General features: G+C 66.7%; 16 protein-coding genes and 1 tRNA gene. 7 read left to right on the top strand and 10 right to left on the bottom strand.

What is annotated here, in order from left to right; translation table 11 throughout:
• Positions 1–134: 134 nt before the first annotated feature.
• From JW805_11275 to JW805_11260, 4 genes are all read right to left on the bottom strand, one after another.
• Entirely contained in the window at positions 135–1343 is a 1209-nt protein-coding gene (locus tag JW805_11275) for an ABC transporter permease (GenBank protein ID MBN2972597.1), read from the bottom strand.
• A 210-nt stretch (positions 1344–1553) separates the two neighbouring features.
• A complete protein-coding gene (locus JW805_11270) occupies positions 1554–2252 on the bottom strand; it encodes an ABC transporter ATP-binding protein (GenBank protein ID MBN2972596.1) in 699 nt (232 codons plus the stop codon).
• A gap of 186 nt (positions 2253–2438) precedes the next feature.
• Entirely contained in the window at positions 2439–3836 is a 1398-nt protein-coding gene (locus JW805_11265) for an efflux RND transporter periplasmic adaptor subunit (GenBank protein ID MBN2972595.1), read from the bottom strand.
• Positions 3836–5287 carry an efflux transporter outer membrane subunit gene (locus JW805_11260; GenBank protein MBN2972594.1) on the bottom strand — a complete coding sequence of 484 codons (1452 nt, stop codon included), beginning with the start codon at positions 5285–5287 and terminating at the stop codon, positions 3836–3838. The genes JW805_11265 and JW805_11260 overlap by 1 nt, the downstream gene beginning before the upstream one ends.
• 155 nt (positions 5288–5442) lie before the next feature.
• Here JW805_11260 and acs point away from each other — a divergent pair, with 155 nt between their 5' ends.
• Positions 5443–7374, top strand: a complete 1932-nt coding sequence (acs, locus tag JW805_11255; protein ID MBN2972593.1) for an acetate--CoA ligase — start codon at positions 5443–5445, stop codon at positions 7372–7374.
• Positions 7375–7504: 130 nt separating this feature from the next.
• Here the strand turns inward: acs and JW805_11250 are convergent, their stop codons facing one another.
• The 3 genes from JW805_11250 to JW805_11240 all read right to left on the bottom strand — a co-directional run bounded on the left by JW805_11250 (position 7505) and on the right by JW805_11240 (position 10149).
• Positions 7505–8320 (bottom strand): MipA/OmpV family protein, encoded by an 816-nt coding sequence (locus JW805_11250; GenBank protein MBN2972592.1) that lies wholly within the window; start codon positions 8318–8320, stop codon positions 7505–7507.
• Positions 8280–8456, bottom strand: a complete 177-nt coding sequence (locus JW805_11245; GenBank protein MBN2972591.1) for a hypothetical protein — start codon at positions 8454–8456, stop codon at positions 8280–8282. Before JW805_11245 ends, JW805_11250 begins: the two co-directional genes overlap by 41 nt.
• Before the next feature lie 97 nt (positions 8457–8553).
• A complete protein-coding gene (locus tag JW805_11240; protein MBN2972590.1) occupies positions 8554–10149 on the bottom strand; it encodes a peptide MFS transporter in 1596 nt (531 codons plus the stop codon).
• A 102-nt stretch (positions 10150–10251) separates the two neighbouring features.
• On the opposite strand from JW805_11240, the gene JW805_11235 reads away from it, so the two are divergent.
• Entirely contained in the window at positions 10252–10830 is a 579-nt protein-coding gene (locus tag JW805_11235; protein ID MBN2972589.1) for a nitroreductase, read from the top strand.
• Between the two features lie 30 nt (positions 10831–10860).
• The gene (locus tag JW805_11230) at positions 10861–11211 is read left to right on the top strand and encodes a GntR family transcriptional regulator (protein ID MBN2972588.1); all 351 of its coding nucleotides are present in this window, start codon (positions 10861–10863) and stop codon (positions 11209–11211) included.
• 140 nt (positions 11212–11351) lie between these two features.
• On the opposite strand, the gene JW805_11225 is transcribed toward JW805_11230, so the two are convergent.
• Together JW805_11225 and JW805_11220 are read right to left on the bottom strand one after the other, a co-directional pair.
• Positions 11352–11795, bottom strand: coding sequence for a DUF2059 domain-containing protein (locus tag JW805_11225; protein ID MBN2972587.1), 444 nt, complete (start codon positions 11793–11795; stop codon positions 11352–11354).
• On the bottom strand, positions 11792–13861 hold the full coding sequence (locus JW805_11220; protein ID MBN2972586.1) for a S9 family peptidase: 2070 nt from the start codon (positions 13859–13861) through the stop codon (positions 11792–11794). The genes JW805_11225 and JW805_11220 overlap by 4 nt, the downstream gene beginning before the upstream one ends.
• A gap of 204 nt (positions 13862–14065) precedes the next feature.
• On the opposite strand from JW805_11220, the gene JW805_11215 reads away from it, so the two are divergent.
• The 4 genes from JW805_11215 to JW805_11200 all read left to right on the top strand — a co-directional run bounded on the left by JW805_11215 (position 14066) and on the right by JW805_11200 (position 17793).
• Complete coding sequence (locus JW805_11215; GenBank protein MBN2972585.1) at positions 14066–15889, top strand: aminopeptidase P family protein; 1824 nt, start codon at positions 14066–14068, stop codon at positions 15887–15889.
• A 326-nt stretch (positions 15890–16215) separates the two neighbouring features.
• Positions 16216–16290 (top strand) — tRNA-Thr (locus tag JW805_11210).
• A gap of 81 nt (positions 16291–16371) precedes the next feature.
• Positions 16372–16644 (top strand): hypothetical protein, encoded by a 273-nt coding sequence (locus JW805_11205; protein MBN2972584.1) that lies wholly within the window; start codon positions 16372–16374, stop codon positions 16642–16644.
• A 108-nt stretch (positions 16645–16752) separates the two neighbouring features.
• Complete coding sequence (locus tag JW805_11200) at positions 16753–17793, top strand: glycoside hydrolase family 43 protein (GenBank protein MBN2972583.1); 1041 nt, start codon at positions 16753–16755, stop codon at positions 17791–17793.
• Here the strand turns inward: JW805_11200 and JW805_11195 are convergent.
• The gene (locus tag JW805_11195; protein MBN2972582.1) at positions 17790–19268 is read right to left on the bottom strand and encodes an alginate export family protein; all 1479 of its coding nucleotides are present in this window, start codon (positions 19266–19268) and stop codon (positions 17790–17792) included. The genes JW805_11200 and JW805_11195 overlap by 4 nt on opposite strands.
• Between the last annotated feature and the right edge of the window lie 350 nt (positions 19269–19618).

Genomic DNA, 19618 nt, shown 5'->3' with positions numbered 1-19618 from the left:
CGCGCGCCAGGTCACCCGTCATCCCCGCGCAGGCGGGGATGAATTCTGGCTGACTTCACAAAAGGAGCCGCATGCTCTCCATCAATTGATCCCCGCCTCCGCGGGGATAACGGCGTGGAGGTGGCGGCTCTATCTCACTCGTGGCGCAGCGCGTCGATCGGGTTGAGCGCCGCCGCCCGGCGCGCCGGGAAGAAGCCGAACACCACACCGATCACTGCCGAGATCGCAAACGCGATCAGGTTGATCTGCAGGTCGAACGTCCAGGGCACCTTCATCAGCGGCGTGATGCCCGCGATGGCCAGCTGTGCGATGGCGAGCCCCACGAGCCCGCCGAGCATCGACAGCACGACCGCCTCGACCAGGAATTGCAGCAGCACTTCGCTCGCCACCGCGCCGATCGCCAAGCGGATGCCGATCTCGCGCGTGCGCTCGGTCACGCTGACCAGCATGATGTTCATGATGCCGATGCCGCCGACGATCAGGCTGATCGCCGCCACCGCCGCGACGATGTTGGTCAGCATCGTCGTCGTGCCGGTCAGCGTGTCGCTGATCTGCTTGGTGTCGAAGATGTTGAAATCGTCCTGCTTGCCACCGGTGATGTTGCGGCGTTCGCGCAGCAGGTCCTCGATCCCCGACTGGACGGTGCTGGTCGAGAAGGCGGAGTTCACACCGACCAGCATCAGGCGGATGTCGCGGTTGCCGGTGAAGCGGCGTTGGACCGCCTTGATCGGCATGATCACCACGTCGTCCTGGTCCCCGCCGAAACCCTGCTGACCGCGCGTCGTAAGCACGCCGATGACGTCGCAGCTGATCCCGTTGATCCGCATCCGCGTGCCGACCGCCTGCCCGCCGCGGTAGAGATTGGTGTAAACGGTGTTGCCAATGATGCAGACCGCTTTCCCCGCGGCCTCCTCGGCCGGCATGAAGGTGCGCCCCGACGCCAGCGGCCAGGGCTGGACCTGGAAATAGGCCGATGTCGTCCCGTTGATCGTCGTCGACCAGTTGCTGCCTTCGTAGATCGCAGTGCCGGTCGCCTGCGCCTGCGGCGCGACGGCGGTGACGCCGGTCACCTGGTCGCGGATCGCCTCCACGTCCTCGGGCTTGAAGTCGGGCGGGCGCGGGCCCCCGCCGCCGCGGCCGAAGCCCTGGCCGGGTCGGATCTGGAGCACGTTGGTGCCGAGCGCGGAAATCTGCGCCTGGACGGCGGACGTGGTCGCCTTTCCGAGCGTGACCATGGTGACCACGGCGCCGACGCCGATGACGATGCCGAGGATCGTCAGGAACGAGCGCAGCAGGTGGCGGCGGATCGATCGGATGGCGAGGATGAAGGTGGTGCCGAGCATGACCCTACTTTCCCTCCCCCCGGAGAGGCGGGAGGATAGCGAAGCTTGCGCGCTTGCGCGTTAGCGGAGCTTGGAGAGGGGTCGAGCGCGCCATCGGCGCGCGCGGCGCGGTGCGCCGCTTCCCCCTCACCCAGCTCCGACTAGGCGGCGAAGCCGCCAAGTCTGCGCAACCCTCTCCCACCTTTGGGGGGCGAGGGGGAATAGGGCCACTCACGCCGCAACCTCCGCGCTGCGTTCGATACGCTCGACCAGCCCATCCTTGAAATGCACGATCGTCCGCGCGAACGCCGCCATGTCGGGTTCGTGGGTGACCATCAGCACGGTAATGCCGGAGTTGCGGTTGAGGTCGGTCAGCAATTCCATGATTTCGACCGATCGCTCCGAATCGAGGTTCCCCGTCGGTTCGTCCGCCAGCAGCACGTCGGGCTGGGTCACGATCGCGCGGGCGATGGCGACGCGCTGCTGCTGGCCGCCGGACAGTTCGGCGGGGGTGTGATCCCACCAGTTCGCCAGGCCGACCTTGTCGAGCGCGGCCATGCCGAGATCGTGCCGCGTCTTTTTGTCCTCGCCGCGGTAGAGCAGGGGCAGTTCGACATTCTCCAGCGCCGAGGTGCGCGAGAGCAGGTTGAAGCCCTGGAAGACGAAGCCGAGATATTTGCGACGCAGCAGCGCGCGCTGGTCGCGGGTCAGCGTTTCGATATGGTGGCCGCGGAACAGGAACGTCCCGCCGGTCGGCACGTCGAGACAGCCGAGGATGTTCATCGTCGTCGACTTGCCCGACCCCGACGGACCCATGACCGCGACAAAATCGCCCGCATCGATATCGAGGTCGACGCCCTTCAGCGCCTGGAACATCGTCGCGCCGGTACCGTAGGTCTTGGTGACGTTGCGGAGGGAGATGATGCTCATTCTCCCTCTCCCCGCTTCCGGGGAGAGGGTCGGGGAGAGGGCCCTGTCAACAAGAGCTGGTCTCGGTGAGACACCGCCCCCTCTCCCAACCAGTTTCGGGTCAACGTCGCCCCGCGATGTTGAGCTTGTGCCGGGGGCACAAGCGACCCGAAACTCCCCTGAAGGGGAGAAGGCTTTAGAAGTGCCTTACTGCCCACGCTGGCCGCCTCCGCCGCCCGCGCCACCACCGCCGCGCCGGCCCGAGCCGCCACCCTTGGTCTGCGTGTCCGCACCGCTCGCCATCTGGCCGGTGATGACCTGCATGCCAGGCTTCAGGTCGCCGCCGACGACTTCGGTCATCTGGCCGTTGGTGTCACCGGTGACGACGCGGACCTGCTGCGGCGTCCCGTCGGCGCCCTTGACATAGACTGTCTGCTGCGCGCCGCGGCCGGTGCGAACCTGGCGTTCGGCGTTGCCGCCGCGCCGCGGCCCGCGCATCACTAACGATCCTGCGATCCCGCTGTCGCCACCCTGGCCGGTCGACGGGCGGAAGCGGAGCGCAGCGTTGGGGACCAGCAGCACATTCTGCTTCTGCGTCGTCACGATATCCGCGGTCGCGGTCATGCCGGGACGCAGCGTCAGGTCCGGATTGGCGACGCTCAGGTCGGCCGCGTAGGAGACGACCTGGCCCGTCGTCGATGCCGTGGTCGTACTGCTCGACGCCGAAGCGCTGCTGACGGTCAGATTGGAGCCGAGATCGACCCGCGTGATCTCCGCGGGGAAAGTGCGGCCCGGGAAGGCGTCGACGGTGAAGCTCGCCTTCTGCCCGACCTTCACTTCGCCGACGTCAGCCTCGTCGATCGAGACCTCCAGCTTCATTTTCGACAGGTCTTCGGCGATCACGAACAAGGTCGGCGTGTTGAACGACGCCGCGACCGTCTGGCCGGGATCGACCGCGCGGGCGAGGACGACGCCCGAAACCGGCGAACGGATGATCGCGCGCTGACGCTGGGTCTGCGACTGAGCCAGCTGCGCTTGCGCCGCGGTCACATTGGCCTGGGCGGCCCGCAGTGCGGCCAGTGCGCGCTGATAGTTCGCGCGGCCGGTCTGCAATTCGGCTTCGGACGGCACGCGCTTGTTCGACAGGCGATAGACCTCTTCCAGGCGGTTCAGCTGTGCCTGGGATTCGGCAACCGTCGCGCTCGCCTGGGCGACCTGGGCCTGGTTGGCGGCGATTTGCGCCTGGCTGGCGCGAATCTGATCGTCGATCTGTTCAGGATCGATCAGCGCGAGCGCCTGCCCCGCGACCACCCGGTCGTTGACGTCGACCACGACCCGGGTGACCAGACCCGACAGCTGCGAGCCGACCGTGACCTGGTTGGTCGGGGCGAGCTTGCCCGTTGCCGACACCGACACGGTCAGGTCGCCGCGCTTGGCAGCCTCGGTCGAATATTCGGGCGCCGCGTCCCCGCGGAAACAGCGGCTGACGAGCAGGCCGAGCAGGATGACGCCGACGATGATCGCGGCCCATTTGGCGTAGCGGCGCCACGGCTTCACGGGCTTCACGCCCAAGAAATCGTCGGTCGATTCGGTGGTCGTGGCCATCAGCGATCCTGCGTCGTGCGTTCGGGGGCTTGGGGGGCGCCGGCCGCGGCATCCCAGCCGCCGCCGAGCGCGAGATAGAGCTGGACGAGTGCCGTCGCTTCGTCCGACTGCGCGCTCGTCAAACCGTTGCGTGCGCTCAGCAGCGACGTTTCGGCCTGGGTCAGCGTGATGAAATCGGTCAGTCCCGAGCGATATTGCAGCCGCGCGAGCAGGGCGGTTGCATTTGCCGCGTCGAGGGCGGTCGCGAACTCGCGCTGGCGGGCGCGAGCGGTGTCGAGCGCGACGATCGCGGTTTCGACATCCTCCAGCGCGGTCAGCACCGTGCCCTTGTACGCCGCCAGCGCGGCATCGGCAGCTGCTTCGTTGGAGCGCACCTGTGCCCGCGCCCGTCCGCCGTCGAAGATCAGCTGCGTCACGCCGGAGAAGAGCGATCCGATAACGGTATCGAACAAGCCGCCGATCGCGGATGCATTGGTGTTGATATTGCCGCTGATCGCAAGCGCCGGGTAGAGTTCGGCCTGGGCCACACCGATCCGCGCCGTTGCAGCGGCAAGCGAGCGTTCGGCGGCCAGCACGTCGGGCCTTTGCCGCAGGACGTCGGCCGGAATGCCGGCGCCGACGACCGATGGCCCTTTCGGGATCGGGCGGGCGGCCGCCAGCTCCGCCTTCAGCGCGCCCGGCGCCTGTCCGGTCAGCACGCCGATCCGCGACACCGCGTTATTATAGTTCGCCTCCAGCGTTGGGATGGTCGCGGCGGTCTGCGCGCGCTGCGACCGCGCCTGTTCGCGGTCGAGGCTGGAGACGAGCCCGGCCTGCACCCGGAACCCTGCGATCTGCAGATTGTCGTCCTGCAGACCGAGGCTGGCGCGGGCGTTGGCGAGCTGCGCCTGCGCCGCGCGCGCGAGAATATAGTTGCGTGCGATCTCGCCCTGGGTCGACAGGATGACGGTGGCAAGATTGTACCCCGACGCCTGATAATCGGCGCCGCTCGCCTCCACCGTCCGGCGAATCTCGCCGAACAACCCGAGCTGGTAGGAGACGCTGGCGCCGAGCTGGAAGTTGTTCGAATTGCCGCGCGAAATGTTGGTAACGGTGCCGTCGGGCAGCACGATCGTCGACGATCCGCCGATCAGATTCTGGTTGCGCGTATAGCCGCCCGATCCGGTGATGTTCGGGAGCAGCTGTGCCCGCGACTGGACCAGCGCCTCGCGCGCTTGCCGCAGTCGGGCAACGGCCTGTGCGACGTCCAGATTGGTGTCGGCGGCAGAGGCGACCAGGCGCTGGAGCAACGGGTCGTCGAACCGCGTCCACCACTGTGTCAGATCCTCACGCGTCGGGGTCGCGGGGACGGAGAAGGTCGCGGGCACGCCAAGCTGTTCGGCGCTTCGCGGGCGATAATCGGGGCCCACGGTACATGCGGAAACGCTCGCCGCGAGCAGGGCCGCTGTCATGCTACGCTTCATCGAGATGAGGTGTGACGGCACGGGCGGGCGGCGTCCAGCACGAAACTGTCGCATCTTGTCGCAGCGACATTTTCGGATTGTCTGAAGACTTGCTCCCGCAATCCTGCTGCCGCACAAGCGCGCTCGATAATAAGGAGTGGGATGTGTCGGACGTGTACCCGGTGCCGGAAGAATGGGCGCGACACGCGCATGTCGATGCCGAACGCTATGCAGCGCTCTACGATGCCGCGAAGAGTGATCCCACCGGTTTCTGGCTGGAGCAGGCGCAGCGGCTCGACTGGATCGTGCCGCCGACCAGGGCCGACGAAAGCTCGTTCGACGAGGCCGATTTTGGCGTCCGCTGGTTCGCGGACGGGCGTCTCAATGTCGCGGCCAATTGCCTCGACCGGCACCTTGCCAGCCGTGGCAATGATATCGCGCTGGTCTGGGAGCCCGACGCGCCCGAGGAAGAGCCCAGACGCTTCACCTATCTCGAGCTGTTTCAGCACGTCTGCCGTTTTGCCAACGTGTTGAAGGCGCAAGGTGTCGCGAAGGGTGACCGCGTCACCATCTATATGCCGATGATTCCGGAAGCGGCGTTCGCGGTGCTCGCCTGCGCCCGGATTGGGGCGATCCATTCGGTGGTGTTTGGCGGCTTCTCCCCCGACGCGCTGGCGGGCCGGATCGAGGATTGCGATTCGAAGATCGTCGTGACCGCCGACTGCGGCCGGCGCGGGGGAAAGACCATCCCGCTCAAGGCCAATGTCGACGCCGCCGCCGATCGCGCGCCGAGCCTCAGCCGTGTCATCGTCGTCAAGGCGACCGGCGCCGATGTACCGATGACCGAACGCGACGTCTGGTATCACGAGGCCGCAAGCCACGTGTCCGCCGATTGCTCGGCCGAGCCGATGGATGCGGAGGATCCGCTGTTCATTCTCTACACCAGCGGATCGACCGGCAAGCCCAAGGGCGTGCTGCATTCGTCCGGCGGCTATCTGCTCTGGGCGAGCCTCACGCATCACTGGTGCTTCGACTATCGCCCCGGCGACGTGTGGTGGTGCGCCGCCGATATCGGCTGGGTGACGGGGCATAGCTACATCCTCTACGGCCCGCTGGCGAACGGCGCGACGACGCTGATGTACGAAGGCCTGCCGAACTGGCCCGACGCCAGCCGCATCTGGCAGGTCGTCGACCGGCACAAGGTCCACACGATCTTCACCGCACCGACCGCCCTGCGCGCGCTGATGAAGGAGGGGGATGCGTTCGTAGCCGGGACCGACCGATCGAGCCTGAAGCTGCTCGGCACCGTCGGCGAACCGATCAACCCGGAGGCGTGGCGCTGGTATTACGATGTCGTCGGCGAAGGGCGTTGCCCGATCGTCGATACCTGGTGGCAGACGGAAACGGGCGGTGCGATGATCGCCCCGATGCCCGGCGCGACCGACCTGAAGCCGGGCTCCGCGACCAAGCCGCTCCCTGGTGTCCACCCGCAGCTGGTCGATGAGACGGGGCAGGTGCTTGACGGCGCCGTCAGCGGCAATCTGTGCATCACGCGCAGCTGGCCGGGGCAGATGCGGACGGTCTGGGGTGATCATGCCCGCTTCTTCCAGACCTATTTCACCACCTATCCGGGGAAATATTTCACCGGCGACGGCTGCCGACGGGACGAGGTCGGCTATTATTGGATCACCGGCCGGGTCGACGACGTCATCAACGTCAGCGGCCACCGTATGGGCACCGCCGAGGTCGAAAGCGCGCTGGTCCTTCACGCGCGCGTCGCCGAAGCCGCGGTCGTCGGTATGCCCCACGACGTGAAGGGGCAGGGCATCTACGCCTATGTGACGCTGAACGCCGGCGAGGCGGCGTCCGAAGATCTTCGCGCCGAACTCCGCCAATGGGTTCGCTCCGAAATCGGCCCGATCGCGACCCCCGACGCCATCCAGTTCGCACCCGGCCTGCCCAAGACCCGCTCGGGCAAGATCATGCGCCGCATCCTGCGCAAGATTGCGGAAGGCGACGTGTCGTCGCTGGGCGATACCTCGACCTTGGCGGATCCGTCGGTTGTCGACGATCTGGTGGCGAACCGGGTGGGGTAGGTTAGTCGACGGTCGGGACGTCGCGGTCCTGTCCGGCGCCCCGAGTGTCGACGATCGCGTGGCACGTCGACACCCCTCGCGTTCGACGGAGGCCCGGGTATCCAGGCACTGCCGCCGGCTCGCCGGTTGCTTACAACCCCTGCCCGAACGTGTAGCTGATGCCGGCTCCCGCCGACCATTGGTTCTTGTTCCCGAACAGTCGCGTCACGGGCGAGTCCGCCGCGTCGCCGACGATCCGGTCGTATTTCGCGTAGCCGAACACACCCCATCGGGTGGTCAGTTGGCGACTTGCGCTGCCGGTCGCGCCGACCATCACCATCGATTCCGGGCGATAGCTGGCGATGCCCGTCGCCAGCGCCTCCCGGGGACTGACACCGAAATACGCGCGGGCGTATTTCGCGTCGCCCAGCGTTACGCGCGGACCGATCGACCAGAGCCACCGGTTCCCGTCGCGCGCGACATAGTCGAGCCCGACCATGCCGACGAAGCCCTTGTGACCGGTCACGCCCTTGCGCGCCTCGATACGAGCGCGGACCGCCGGCGTCAGCGCCAGCTGCGCCGCGCCGCCCAGTTCGACCGAAAAGCCGACCTCATCGAGACCACCCGTGTCGCGCCGCCGCCGCTTGCCTTCGAAATTGAGCGCCGGGCCGAAAGCGAAGCCATCGCGATTGTAAAGCGAGAAGCCGGTGCTTTCGTCCGGCGCCTCGAACCGGAAATCGGCATCGCCGCGCGCGCGCGACACATCGACATAGGGGCGCACCGCCATGCCGTCCGCGCCAGGGAAGCGTGGTACGATTTGGGGGCCGAGCACGACACGGGTGCGGCGCGGTTCGTCCGATCCGCTGTCCTGTGTCTGGGCGTGTGCCGGCAGGGCGATGGCAGCTAATCCCGCTGCGACGATCGCCTTACTGACCACGGTCGAGCGTATCGCTGGGGCTGCGAGCATCGCCTTCCTTCTGATGCTCGGTCGACAGATTGGGGTTCGGCTGGGTCTCGGTACCCGGCTTTTCCGCCGTCGATTTGTCGCCGGGCTCGGTCGAGATGTTGGGGTTCGGCTGAGTCTCGGTATGTTCGTGGGCCATCGCGCCTCTCCTTGTCACAGAGGCGGAACGATCGGTTCTCGCACATGATCCATGGGCGGGAACATGGGTGCCGGTATCGCGCCGGCACCCCATATCGTCAGCTGCGCAGCTCGCCGGCCGGACGCGTGCCGGGGGCGGCGGGTTCGGCAAGCCCGGCTTCGCCCGCCAGACCGTGACCGATCTCGTCGCGCCCGATCGTGTCGAGGTGCATCAGCTTCGTCACGAGCCAGCTGACCGGGATCGCCACGATGCCGATGCCGATGATCCAGATGCCGATCGTCTGATACACTTCCATCACCCGATCCGGCCCGACGCCTTCGCCCCCGGTCGCCTGCGCGATCTTCGCGGCCAGGAAATTGCCCGCGGCGGTCGACAGGAACCAGGTGCCCATCATCAGACCGGTCATCGATGCCGTCGACAGGCGGGTCATGCTCGACAGGCCGACCGGCGAGAAGCACAGTTCCGCCATCGAGTGGAACAGATAGAGCAGGATCACGAACAGCGCCGGCGTCAGCGCGCCATTCTGGCCCGCCCCGGCCACCAGGACCAGGAACCCGATGCCGATCTGGATGAAGCCAAGCGCGAACTTGAGCGGGGCGCTCGGCTCCAGCCCGCGCTTGCCGAGCCAGGTCCACAGCGCGCCGAACAGCGGGGCGAGCGTGATGATCCAGAAGCTGTTGACCGACTGGAACCACGACGCCGGCATTTCCCAGCCGAAGATCGTGCGATCGACCGACCGGTCGGTGTAGACGTTGAGCGACGATCCCGCCTGTTCGAACAGCGCCCAGAACAATGGGCACAGCGCGATCAGATAAAGGGCGGCGAAGATGCGGTGACGCTCGACCTTCGGCAGGGTGAAGGCGGCGCGGTAAAAGATGTAGAGGAACGTCGCGCCGACGCAGGCCAGCAGCAGCGTGCCGACGACGCTTTCGTCGCGGATCAGCAGCCAGGCGACGCCGACCATCAGCACCGATCCGATGTAGATCAGCCATTCGCGCGACAGGCCGACCGGCGTGCGTGCGGTCAGCAGGGCAGGGTTGGCGGGCTCGCCCGCGCCGTTCAGCTCGCGGCGGAACAGCACGAACACGATCAGACCGGCGAGCATGCCGATGCCCGCGGCGCCGAAGCCGTACGACCAGCCGACCCGTTCCCCCAGATAGCCGACCAGCAGCGGCCCGGTGAACGCGCCCAGGTTGATGCCCATGTAGAAGATCGAGAACGCCCCGTCGCGCCGCGTGTCGTCGCGGCGGTAGAGCTGGCCGACGAGCACCGAGATATTCGCCTTAAGGAACCCCGTCCCGACGATGATGAACGCAAGCCCCAGGTAGAAGCCGTTGAGGTAGAAGCCCTGCTCCCCGCTCGGCCCTTCGACCAGGGCGATCAGCAGATGCCCGATCGCGATCAGCACGCCGCCGGCCAGCACCGCCTTGCGTGCGCCGAGATATTTGTCGGCCAGGAACCCGCCCAGCACCGGCGTGATGTACACCATCGACGTATAGGCGCCGTAGACGGCATAGGCCGGGTTTTCATCGAACAGAAAGTGCTTGGTCAGATAGAAGATCAGGATGGCACGCATGCCGTAGTAGGAGAAACGCTCCCACAATTCGGCGAAGAACAGCATGAACAGGCCGCGCGGGTGGCCGAGGAACTGCTTTGCGGTCGGCGGGACACCGCGCGCGATGGCATCGGACATGAACTCTCCGGAAATTGGCAGGTGCCTTGCGGCAATGGCGGGGGAGACTAGCGCGAAAAGCACGGCTGTAAAGCGAGCGGAAACCAGCCTATGGCGCGGCGCATGTTCAACGACCCCACCTCTCCGCTGACGCTGCTCGCCACGCGCCGTTCGGGCAAGCCGCGCGACATGGTCGCGCCCGGCCCGGACGCCGCGCAGCTGGCCGACATCGTGCAGATCGCCAGCCGCGTGCCCGATCATGGCAAGCTTGCGCCATGGCGGTTCGTCGCCGTTGGGGCTGACCAGCGCGATGCCTTCGCCACATTGCTGCAGGCCGCCTATCGTGTCGACAAGCCCGACGCCGGACGGCTGGAGGCGGAGGCGATAGACCAGTTCGCACGCCAGGCGCCGACGCTCGTCGTGGTGCTGTCCAGCCCGAAGCGGGAGAGTCATATCCCGTTGTGGGAACAGGAACTGTCGGCAGGGGCGGCCTGCATGCAGCTGTTGAACGCGGCAACGGCGCATGGCTTCGTCGGCGGCTGGCTGACCGGCTGGGCGGCCTTTTCGCCCATGGTTCGCGACGCGTTCGGCGGGGCGGAGGAGCGGATCGCCGGCTTCGTTTTCCTTGGCTCGCCGTCCCGTCCGCTGGAGGAGCGTCCACGCCCCGCGCTCGAGAATATTTTGTCGCCCTGGCGGATTTGACGAATCGGCGAAACGCTGTATTATGACAGCATGGCAGTATCAGAAGAAAGTCCGGTCTATCTGAAACTTCGCGCCGGGATCGCCGCAGCAATTCTGCGCGGCGAATATCGCGCCGGCGACCAGCTGCCCTCGGTCCGCGCCTATGCCGCCGAACAGGGCGCCAATCCACTGACGGTGGCGAAGGCGTATCAGAGCTTTCAGGACGACGGCTATGTCGAGGTCCGCCGCGGGGTCGGCATGTTCGTGCTGCCCGGCGCGGTCGACAAGCTGCGCAAAGCCGAACGCGACCGCTTCCTGACCGGCATGTGGCCGCGGGTGCGCGAGCATATCGAGTTGCTGGGGCTGGACGTCGCGGATCTGCTGGAGCGCGAGACGGCCTGAGACCTTCGATGCTCTAATGCTTGAGCTGTCATCCCCGCGTAGGCGGGGATAAATTCTGGCTGACCGACGTGAGACTCATCACCTTCAGCGACTATTGATCCCCGCCTTCGCGGGGATGACGTGTGAAGCAAGGGCTCACCTTACTTCCCCGCGCAACCCTTGCCCGTCTTCGCGCAGAACGCCTTCAGCACGTCGCGTTTGAAGTCCATCCCGCCCATGCTCTGCGCGGCGGCGGCCATCGCATTCGGTTCGGCCGCCCGGTATTTGCGCGCCGCGTCGGTGCGGTTGAACGCGAGGATCGCCCGCATGTCCGCCACCGACAGGGCCGATGCATAAGCGACGCCCATCCGCTCGGTCACCCGATCGACCATCGCGCGCCCGGTCTGTGCGGCGATGTCGCGCAGGGCCGCCTGGTCGGCCAGGCTCAGCCCCTTCGCGTCGCGGACCAACTCATCGGTCTGCTGCTGTATCAGCGCAGGCGCGATCTGGCTGAAGGTACCCGATCGCGCAACCTCGGTGCCCAGACGCGCCGCCTCCGCCGTCGGGGCGGGGGCCGCTTGCAGGAGCAGCGCGAGCAGGATCACTCTGTCACCTCGACGACGCCCAGCTGCCAGAGCACGAACGCCATTTCCTCGGCGGCTTCCTTCAGGCTTTCCCACCGACCCGACTTGCCGCCGTGGCCGGCGCCCATGTTGGTCTTGAGCAGCAGGATATTGTCGTCGGTCTTGGTCGCGCGCAGTTTGGCCGCCCATTTCGCCGGCTCCCAATAGGTCACCCGCGGGTCGTTCAGGCCTCCGCTAATGAACAGCGGCGGATAATCCTGTGCTTTCACATTGTCATAGGGCGAGTAGCTGCGAATCAATTCGAACGCGTCCCTGTCCTCGATCGGATTGCCCCATTCGGGCCATTCGCCGGGCGTCAGCGGCAGGCTGGCGTCGAGCATGGTGTTCAGCACGTCGACGAACGGCACATCGGCGACGACCGCGCCCCACAAATCGGGATCGGAATTGACCACCGCACCCATCAGCTCGCCGCCCGCCGACCCGCCAGCGATCGCGATGCCGCCCTTCTGCGCGAAGCCGCGCTCGATCAGCCCCTTCGCCACGTCGACGAAATCGTTGAAGGTATTGGTTCGCTTGGTCAGCTTGCCGTCGTGATACCATTGCTGGCCCAGGTCATCGCCGCCACGGATGTGTGCGATGGCGAACGCCATGCCGCGGTCGAGGTAGGACATGCGCCCGGTCGAAAAGCCCGGCGGGATCGCATGGCCGTAGGCGCCATAGGCGTAGAGATAGACCTTGCCCGTTCCGTCCTTCGGGAAATCCTTGGGGTAGACGATCGAGCATGGCACCTCGACGCCGTCGCGCGCGACGATCTTCAGCCGCTCGGTGCGGTACTTGGACGCGTCGTACCCGCTCGGGATCGTCTGGACCTTGCGCACCGTCAGCGCGCCATCGCTCAACGCATAGTCGTAGACCGTGCCCGGCGTGACCATCGACTGGTAGCTCAGCCGCAGCGTGTCGACGGCATATTCCGGATTGTCGCCCAGGCCCGTGACATAGCTTGCCTCGGGGAACTGGATGCGGCGCTTGGGGGCCCCGTCGTAATAGTGGATCTCGATCTGATCGAGCCCGTCCTCGCGCCCCTCGACCACGAAGAAGTCGGCGAAGGTGGCGACGCCGGTCATGTAGAAATGCGGGTCCGCCGGGATCAGCTCCGACCAATTGCCCGGATCGCTGATCGGCGCGGTGACCAGCCGCCACATCGGGTCGGTGTCGTTGGTGTGGATGAACAGCGTGCCGTCATGCTCGTCGACATCATATTCGCGGCCGGTCTGGCGCGCGGCAACGAGGATCGGCTCGGCGAACACGTCGTCGGCCGGAAGCAGGCGGATTTCGCTCGTCACATGGTCGCCGGTGGAAATCACGATCCACTTGCGCGACGAGGTTTCGCCGACGCCGACGCGGTAGCCTTCGTCGTCCTCGTGATAGAGCTCGACGTCGTCCTTGGGATCGGTGCCGAGCCGGTGGAAGCGGGCGTTGTCGGTCCGCCACTGGTCGTTGGCGAGGCCATAGAGGAATCCGCTGTCGTCGGCGTTCCAGACGATGTCGCTCAGCAGCCCCGGGATTTCATCGGGCAGGTGTTCGCCCGTCTCCAGGTCCTTCACCCGCAGCAGGAAGCGCTCCGATCCGTTGTCGTCATAGGCATAGGCGAGCAGCCGCCCGTTGTTGCTGACCGACAGCCCGCCCAGCCGAAAATATTCCTTACCCTTGGCGAGCGCGGGTTCGTCGAGGATCAGCTGGTCGTCGCCGCCCGCGACGGGCTTGCGCCACCATCGGCGGTACTCGCCCCCGGTTTCGTGGTCGCTCCAGTACAGATAGTCGCCGTCCTTCTGCGGTACGGTCGCGTCGTCTTCCTTTATGCGCGCGCGCATTTCCTGGAACAGCGTATCGGTCAGCGGCTTCAACGGCGCCATGACGGCGTCGAAATAGGCGTTCTCGGCCTCGAGATAGTCGAGCACGTCGCGGTCGGTGACCTTGGGGTAACCGGCGTCGCGCAGCCATGCCCAGTCGTCGGTGATCTCGATGCCGTGGTGGGTGGTGGTGCTGGACTGCCGCTTGGCGACGGGAGGCGTGGGAAGGCTCGTCATGGGTGATGCGTTAGCCGCGGCGGGGCGGGAAGGGTAGGGGGAGCCTGCTCAATCCTCCCCTGCAAGGGTGGTGGCGCGCGGGAGCGCGACGGAGGGGTGTCACCCTCTCGATAGCGGGATACCCCTCCGTCAGGCCTTCGGCCTGCCACCTCCCCTTGCAGGGGGGATTGAAAGCTGCCCTTCCCCCGCCGCCGCCCGGCTGGCATGACGCGCGGCATGACGCATCACGACCGCCTGACCGCCCTGCGCGCCCATCTCGCCAGCCAGAACCTCGACGGCTTCATCGTGCCACTCACCGACGAGCATATGTCCGAATACGTCGGTGCCTATGCCCGCCGCCTCGAATGGCTGACCGGCTTCCAGGGCTCGGCGGGCGCGGCCGTGGTGCTGGCCGACCGGGCAGGCATCTTCACCGACGGGCGGTATACGCTCCAGGTGCGCCAGCAGGTGTCGGGCGACGACTATGACTATGTCCTGGTCCCCGACACCTCGATCGCCGCGTGGCTTGGCGCCAATGCCCCGGCAGGTGCGCGGGTCGGGTACGATCCGTGGCTTCACACCCGCGCATTCGTGAGCGAGGCGCGCGCGGCGCTGTCGGCGAGGGGCGGCGAACTGGTCGCGGTCGCCGCCAACCCGATCGACGCGGTGTGGACCGATCATCCGCTGCCGTCCGACGCCACGCTGATCGTCCAGAGCGACGCGCTCGCCGGCAAGTCGTCGGCGGCCAAACGCGCCGAGATCGCCGACTGGCTGAGCGAACAGGGCGCGGACGCAGCCGTCCTGTCCGCACTCGATTCGATCGCCTGGACCTTCAATATCCGCGGCACCGACGTGTCGCGCACACCGGTCGGCCTCGCCTTCGCGCTTGCTCATGCCGATGGCACCGCGGACCTGTATGTCGCGCCGGACAAGGTGACCGACGCCGTCACCCAACATCTGGGCAACGCGGTGCGGGTCCATCCGCGCGACGCCTTCGCGCCCGCGCTCCGATCGCTGTCGGGCAAGCGCGTCGCGGTCGACCCCGACCGCGCGGTCGCCGCAATTTTCGAGGGGCTGGAGCAGGGCGGGGCGAGCATCCTGCCCGTCCGCGACCCGACCGTCCTGCCGCGTGCGCAGAAGAACCCGGCCGAAATCGCCGGCCATGACGCGGCGCAGGCGCGCGATGGCGTCGTCATGGCGAAATTCCTGCGTTGGATCGAGGCGGAAGCACCCAGGGGGCAGCTGACCGAGATCGACGCCTCCGACCACCTCCAGCGGCTGCGCGAGGATGCCGGAGCGGTCGATCTGTCGTTCGACACCATTTCCGCCACCGGCGCACATGGCGCGAGCCCGCACTACAAGGCGGACGAAGGTTCGAACGCGCGGATCGAGCCGGGTCAGCTCTACCTGATCGACTCGGGCGGCCAATGGCCCGACGGTACTACCGATATCACCCGCGTCGTCCCGATCGGCGAGCCGACCGCCGAAATGCGCGACCGCTTTACCCGCGTGCTCCAGGGCCACATCGCCATCGCGACTGCGGTCTTTCCGCAGGGAACCACCGGCGGCCAACTCGACAGCTTCGCACGCCGCCCGCTGTGGGCCGCGGGGCTCGATTTCGCCCACGGTACGGGGCACGGCGTCGGCGCCTATCTTTCGGTCCACGAAGGGCCGCAGCGGATCGCGAAGCCGAACTATCCCGGCGGCGGTCCGTCGGAGCCGCTGCGCGCGGGCATGTTCCTGTCCAACGAGCCCGGCTATTACAAGGCGGGCGAGTACGGCATCCGCATCGAAAATCTGATTCTGGTCGAGCCGCGCTCCATTCCCGGCGGCACCGAGCCGATGCTTGGCTTTCGCACGCTGACCTTCGCCCCCATCGAGCGCGACCTGATCGACGTCGCGCTCTTGACGGATACCGAGCTGGCGTGGCTCAATGCCTATCACGCTGAGGTCGTCGAAAAGATCGGCCCGGCGCTGGATGGAGAGGATCGGGCATGGCTCATCGCCAAATGCGCGCCGCTCGGGCGTGTACCATCAGCGAATCGTTGACGCACATCGCGTGTGCGGTCGCTGTCGTGGTGATCGTGTATCTGCTGGCCGGCGTGATCGGCGACGGCGCGGTGGCCGCGGCGCGTTACCTGTCGGGCTGATCGTCCGCAGGCGCAGATGAGGATTCGGGGCGGTCGGCTCCGCGTGGGGCATCGACCGATGCCCGCGCCTGTGCCTTGCGCCGGTGCAGGTTCGCCCTCAGCTCGGCGGCCAGGCGGGCCTTGCGTTCATCCATAGTCGTCATGCCAATCGCAATAATCCGACACATGGCGGGTTGACAACGCCCGCCCGATCGTCTCTTGAGCCGCCTCCCGCAGGGGACGAGTGCTGCCGTAGCTCAGTGGTAGAGCGCATCCTTGGTAAGGCTGAGGTCGTGAGTTCAATCCTCACCGGCAGCACCATTCGTCCCAGCTAGCGAAGTTTTCCATCAGCGTTTGCGTCACCGCCTTGGGCTTTGGCGACAAGTCGGCTACGGCACAGCGATGGATTTCGATCAGCTGCTCGTCCGCTTCTTCAACACCACCGAGATTCAGGATCTGCCGCCCGAGCAGGTCGCCGCGGGGGTCGATCGACTGCGGCTGCAGTTCGGGCTTGAAAAGGATTCGGGGCGACGCTTCGCCTTGTGGTGCCTGATGTTCATGCTCGGCATCGCGCCCGATATCGACGACGCGTTCGACGACCCCGAAGACCGCGACGCCGCGCGCGATTTCATGGACGCCGCCGAACAGGAAATGGCGGACGAAGAGGACGAGTAAGGCCTCTGGCGGATTAAGGTGCACCGTTCGTGCTGAGCGTGTCGAAGCACGGGAAACTATGCGCGCCCTTCGACAGGCTCGGGGCGAACGACGGGTGAGGGGGCTGACATGAAAGCTGGATCGATCGACCGCCGCGCGCTGTTGGTGGGCGCCGCCGCCACGCTGGCTCTTCCGGCCGCCGCCCAGCGTCGGCGCGGTCGCGAGGAACGCGTCCCCAATCCGCTGATTCGCCAGCGCGCCGACCCGCAGATCGTGCGGCAGGCGGACGGCAGCTACACCTTCACCGCCTCCGTTCCCGAATACGACCGCGTCATCCTGCGTCGGACGCGCAGCATCGCTGCGCTCGCTACGGCGCCGGAAGCCGTGCTGTGGCGGCGCCCGGCCAAGGGCAAGATGGCCGGCCATATCTGGGCGCCCGAACTCCACCGGATCGACGGGCGCTGGTACGTCTATGTCGCGGCCGGCGACGGGGACGCGCGGTTCCGGATCCGCACCTATGTGCTCGAATGCGACAGCCAGGATCCGATGACCGGCACTTGGTCGGTGCTGGGCCAGCTGGTGACGCCGTGGGACAGTTTTACGCTCGACTCGACGCTCTTCACCCATCGCGGCACGCGCTACATCGCCTGGGCGCAGCAGGAGCCGGGGATCGCGACGAACTCGAACCTGTATCTGGCGCCGCTTGCAACGCCCACGACGCTGGGTGCCAAGCCGACCCGGCTGACCGTTCCGACGCTGCCGTGGGAAGTGCAGGGGTTCAAAGTGGCGGAGGGCCCTGCGCCGCTGATCCGGGGCGGTCGCGTCTTCATGACCTATTCGGCCAGCGCGACCGACGCGCGCTATTGCCTGGGCATGTTGAGCGCGCGCGACGACGCCGACCTGATGGATCCGGCCGCGTGGGTAAAGTCGCCCGAGCCGGTGTTTCGCACATCGGCGGAACGCGGCATCTACGGACCCGGCCACAACAGTTTCACGGTCGATGCCCGCGGGCGCGACGTGCTCGTGTATCACGCACGCGATTACGAGAAGATCAGCGGCGACCCCCTCTATGATCCCAATCGCCACACCCGTGTCGAGCGACTGCGCTGGCGCGCCGACGGGACACCCGATTTCGGCGCGCCCGCGGCCAACGGCGAGGTCCTGATCTAGAAGCGGAAGCTGACCCAGCCCGCCAGGAAGTCGGAACTGCGGTAGTTCGCTTTCGTCAGCGACGGCCCGGCGGCAAGATGTTCGTAGCGGCCGGTGACCGACAGGCGCGGCGTGATCGTCCACACTGCCTGCAGCCGCCAAACGTCGGCGATCTTGGCATCGGGCACGCGCTGCGTGCCCGCGAAGGGCTGGCCATTTGCGCGGTAGACCGCGTCCCGGACATTGTCGCGCCACGTCAGCATATACTCGCCAGTCACGCGTAGCTTCGGGGTCGGCGACACCGTTACATTCGGCGCGACCGCGATCAGGTTCGATGGGGTCAGGAACAGCTGGTAGCTATAATAGATGTTGTTCCCGAACGGGGCATAGGCGTTGCGCAGCTTGCCATCGCCATAGCCGCCGCCGCCACTCGCATAATCGACATGGACGCCCACGCGGGGCGCGCGTGGCGACGCGGCGATCCGGTAGGTCTGGGCCAGGAACACCTGCCACGCATCGATCCGCTGGTCGATATAGCTGCCCCATTGACGGTTCGCCGACCAGTCGATTGTCCACCGCCCGGCATCGCCCCACAGCCGGGTGCCCAGGTAGAAACGCTCCGCCGGCCCGATCCGGCCGCCCCACGCGCCGACGTTGTTGCGCCGTCGCCAGAAGAAGGGGTCGAAATAGAGCTTCGATCCGCCGAACCACGTCGTCGGCACGACGATGCCGGCCGTGACGCCCGAAAAGCGTCGGGCAGGATCGATGACGTCATCGTCGGTGCCGAGATCGCCATATTGGGTGGGCTTCAGGTCGAACAGGTCGACCCGCATGCTGCGGCCCCGCGCCCAGGCCCGCCAGCCGTTCAGCGTGTAGCGGATCGTATTGTTGTCGCGCTGCGAGACGAGCAGATTGGGCCCATCGGTGAATTCCTGCCGGCCGTAGCGGGCGCCGATCGCCACCGTGCCGACGGTGCCTGCCGCCTCGACGAAGCTTTGCTGGACGACCACGTCGTTGCGCAGGGTCGCGGCGGGCGCGCCCAGTTCGACTCCCGAAATCCCGCCGTGCGCCACCTCGACGAACCCCCGCAGGTGGGGGCCGACATGAAGGTCGGCGGCGGCGACGAGACGGTTGATGTCCTGCCGCTGGGCGCGGGCGTCGCGCAGGCCGGGATTGGTCGTCAGATTGACCCGCAACCGTGCCTCGCCCGACAGCGTCAGATAGACGTCACCGTCACTGTCGAGCCGCAGGAACTTCAGCCGGTCGAACACATCGTCGCGGTTCTCGGGCGCGCGCATCTTCCGCCAATCCTCGGCCCAGCGCGACAGATTATATCCGGCGACGGTCGCGCCATCGCCATTGGCGGCGGCGGGATAGCCGATCACGACCGGCGTCGCGGGAGCGGGCACTTCCTTCTGTTCGGACGGGGATGCCGTCTGCGCCGCAGCAGGGAGGACGATGGCGCAAGCGAGCATGGGAACGGCGGCACGGATCATCCGACACCCATACAGCGGACTGTAAGGTGCGGGTACGGACGGTGGAACGCGGACAGGGGTGGCAAGCTAAGAGACTGTAAACATTGGGGTATGGCTGGCTCGATTGCGTCTCACGGCAGTGCGGTTGTTACTTTCGCATCATGCGAACAGTTCAAATTTTGCCCTCGAATGTGTCAATTTCCGCACAATGATCATGACCCGGCTCGTGCGACGGACACAGGGCTCCTGACCACCCGGCGACGGCTGGCTTCTGCCATTCACGCGAGAGCGCCGAGGGATCCGGTGAGCAGGCGGGCGCCGAGGATGGAGGGATCATGCGCCTTGCGACGAACCATCAAGCCCGCGCCACA

The sequence above is a fragment of the Roseomonas aeriglobus genome, from assembly GCA_016937575.1.
GTDB classification, from domain to species: Bacteria; Pseudomonadota; Alphaproteobacteria; order Sphingomonadales; family Sphingomonadaceae; genus Sphingomonas; species Sphingomonas aerigloba.
This window is presented reverse-complemented; position numbering and strand designations above follow the sequence as displayed.

Bases quoted from the DNA above. Each gene is read 5' to 3' on its own strand.
- JW805_11260 (MBN2972594.1), bottom strand. From the start codon at position 5,287: ATGACAGCGGCCCTGCTCGCGGCGAGCGTTTCCGCATGTACCGTGGGC.
- JW805_11265 (MBN2972595.1), bottom strand. From the start codon at position 3,836: ATGGCCACGACCACCGAATCGACCGACGATTTCTTGGGCGTGAAGCCC.
- JW805_11240 (MBN2972590.1), bottom strand. From the start codon at position 10,149: ATGTCCGATGCCATCGCGCGCGGTGTCCCGCCGACCGCAAAGCAGTTC.
- JW805_11245 (MBN2972591.1), bottom strand. From the start codon at position 8,456: ATGGCCCACGAACATACCGAGACTCAGCCGAACCCCAACATCTCGACC.
- JW805_11215 (MBN2972585.1), top strand. From the start codon at position 14,066: ATGACGCGCGGCATGACGCATCACGACCGCCTGACCGCCCTGCGCGCC.
- JW805_11195 (MBN2972582.1), bottom strand. From the start codon at position 19,268: ATGATCCGTGCCGCCGTTCCCATGCTCGCTTGCGCCATCGTCCTCCCT.
- JW805_11205 (MBN2972584.1), top strand. From the start codon at position 16,372: ATGGATTTCGATCAGCTGCTCGTCCGCTTCTTCAACACCACCGAGATT.
- JW805_11250 (MBN2972592.1), bottom strand. From the start codon at position 8,320: ATGCTCGCAGCCCCAGCGATACGCTCGACCGTGGTCAGTAAGGCGATC.
- JW805_11235 (MBN2972589.1), top strand. From the start codon at position 10,252: ATGTTCAACGACCCCACCTCTCCGCTGACGCTGCTCGCCACGCGCCGT.
- JW805_11275 (MBN2972597.1), bottom strand. From the start codon at position 1,343: ATGCTCGGCACCACCTTCATCCTCGCCATCCGATCGATCCGCCGCCAC.
- JW805_11200 (MBN2972583.1), top strand. From the start codon at position 16,753: ATGAAAGCTGGATCGATCGACCGCCGCGCGCTGTTGGTGGGCGCCGCC.
- JW805_11220 (MBN2972586.1), bottom strand. From the start codon at position 13,861: ATGACGAGCCTTCCCACGCCTCCCGTCGCCAAGCGGCAGTCCAGCACC.
- JW805_11230 (MBN2972588.1), top strand. From the start codon at position 10,861: ATGGCAGTATCAGAAGAAAGTCCGGTCTATCTGAAACTTCGCGCCGGG.
- JW805_11270 (MBN2972596.1), bottom strand. From the start codon at position 2,252: ATGAGCATCATCTCCCTCCGCAACGTCACCAAGACCTACGGTACCGGC.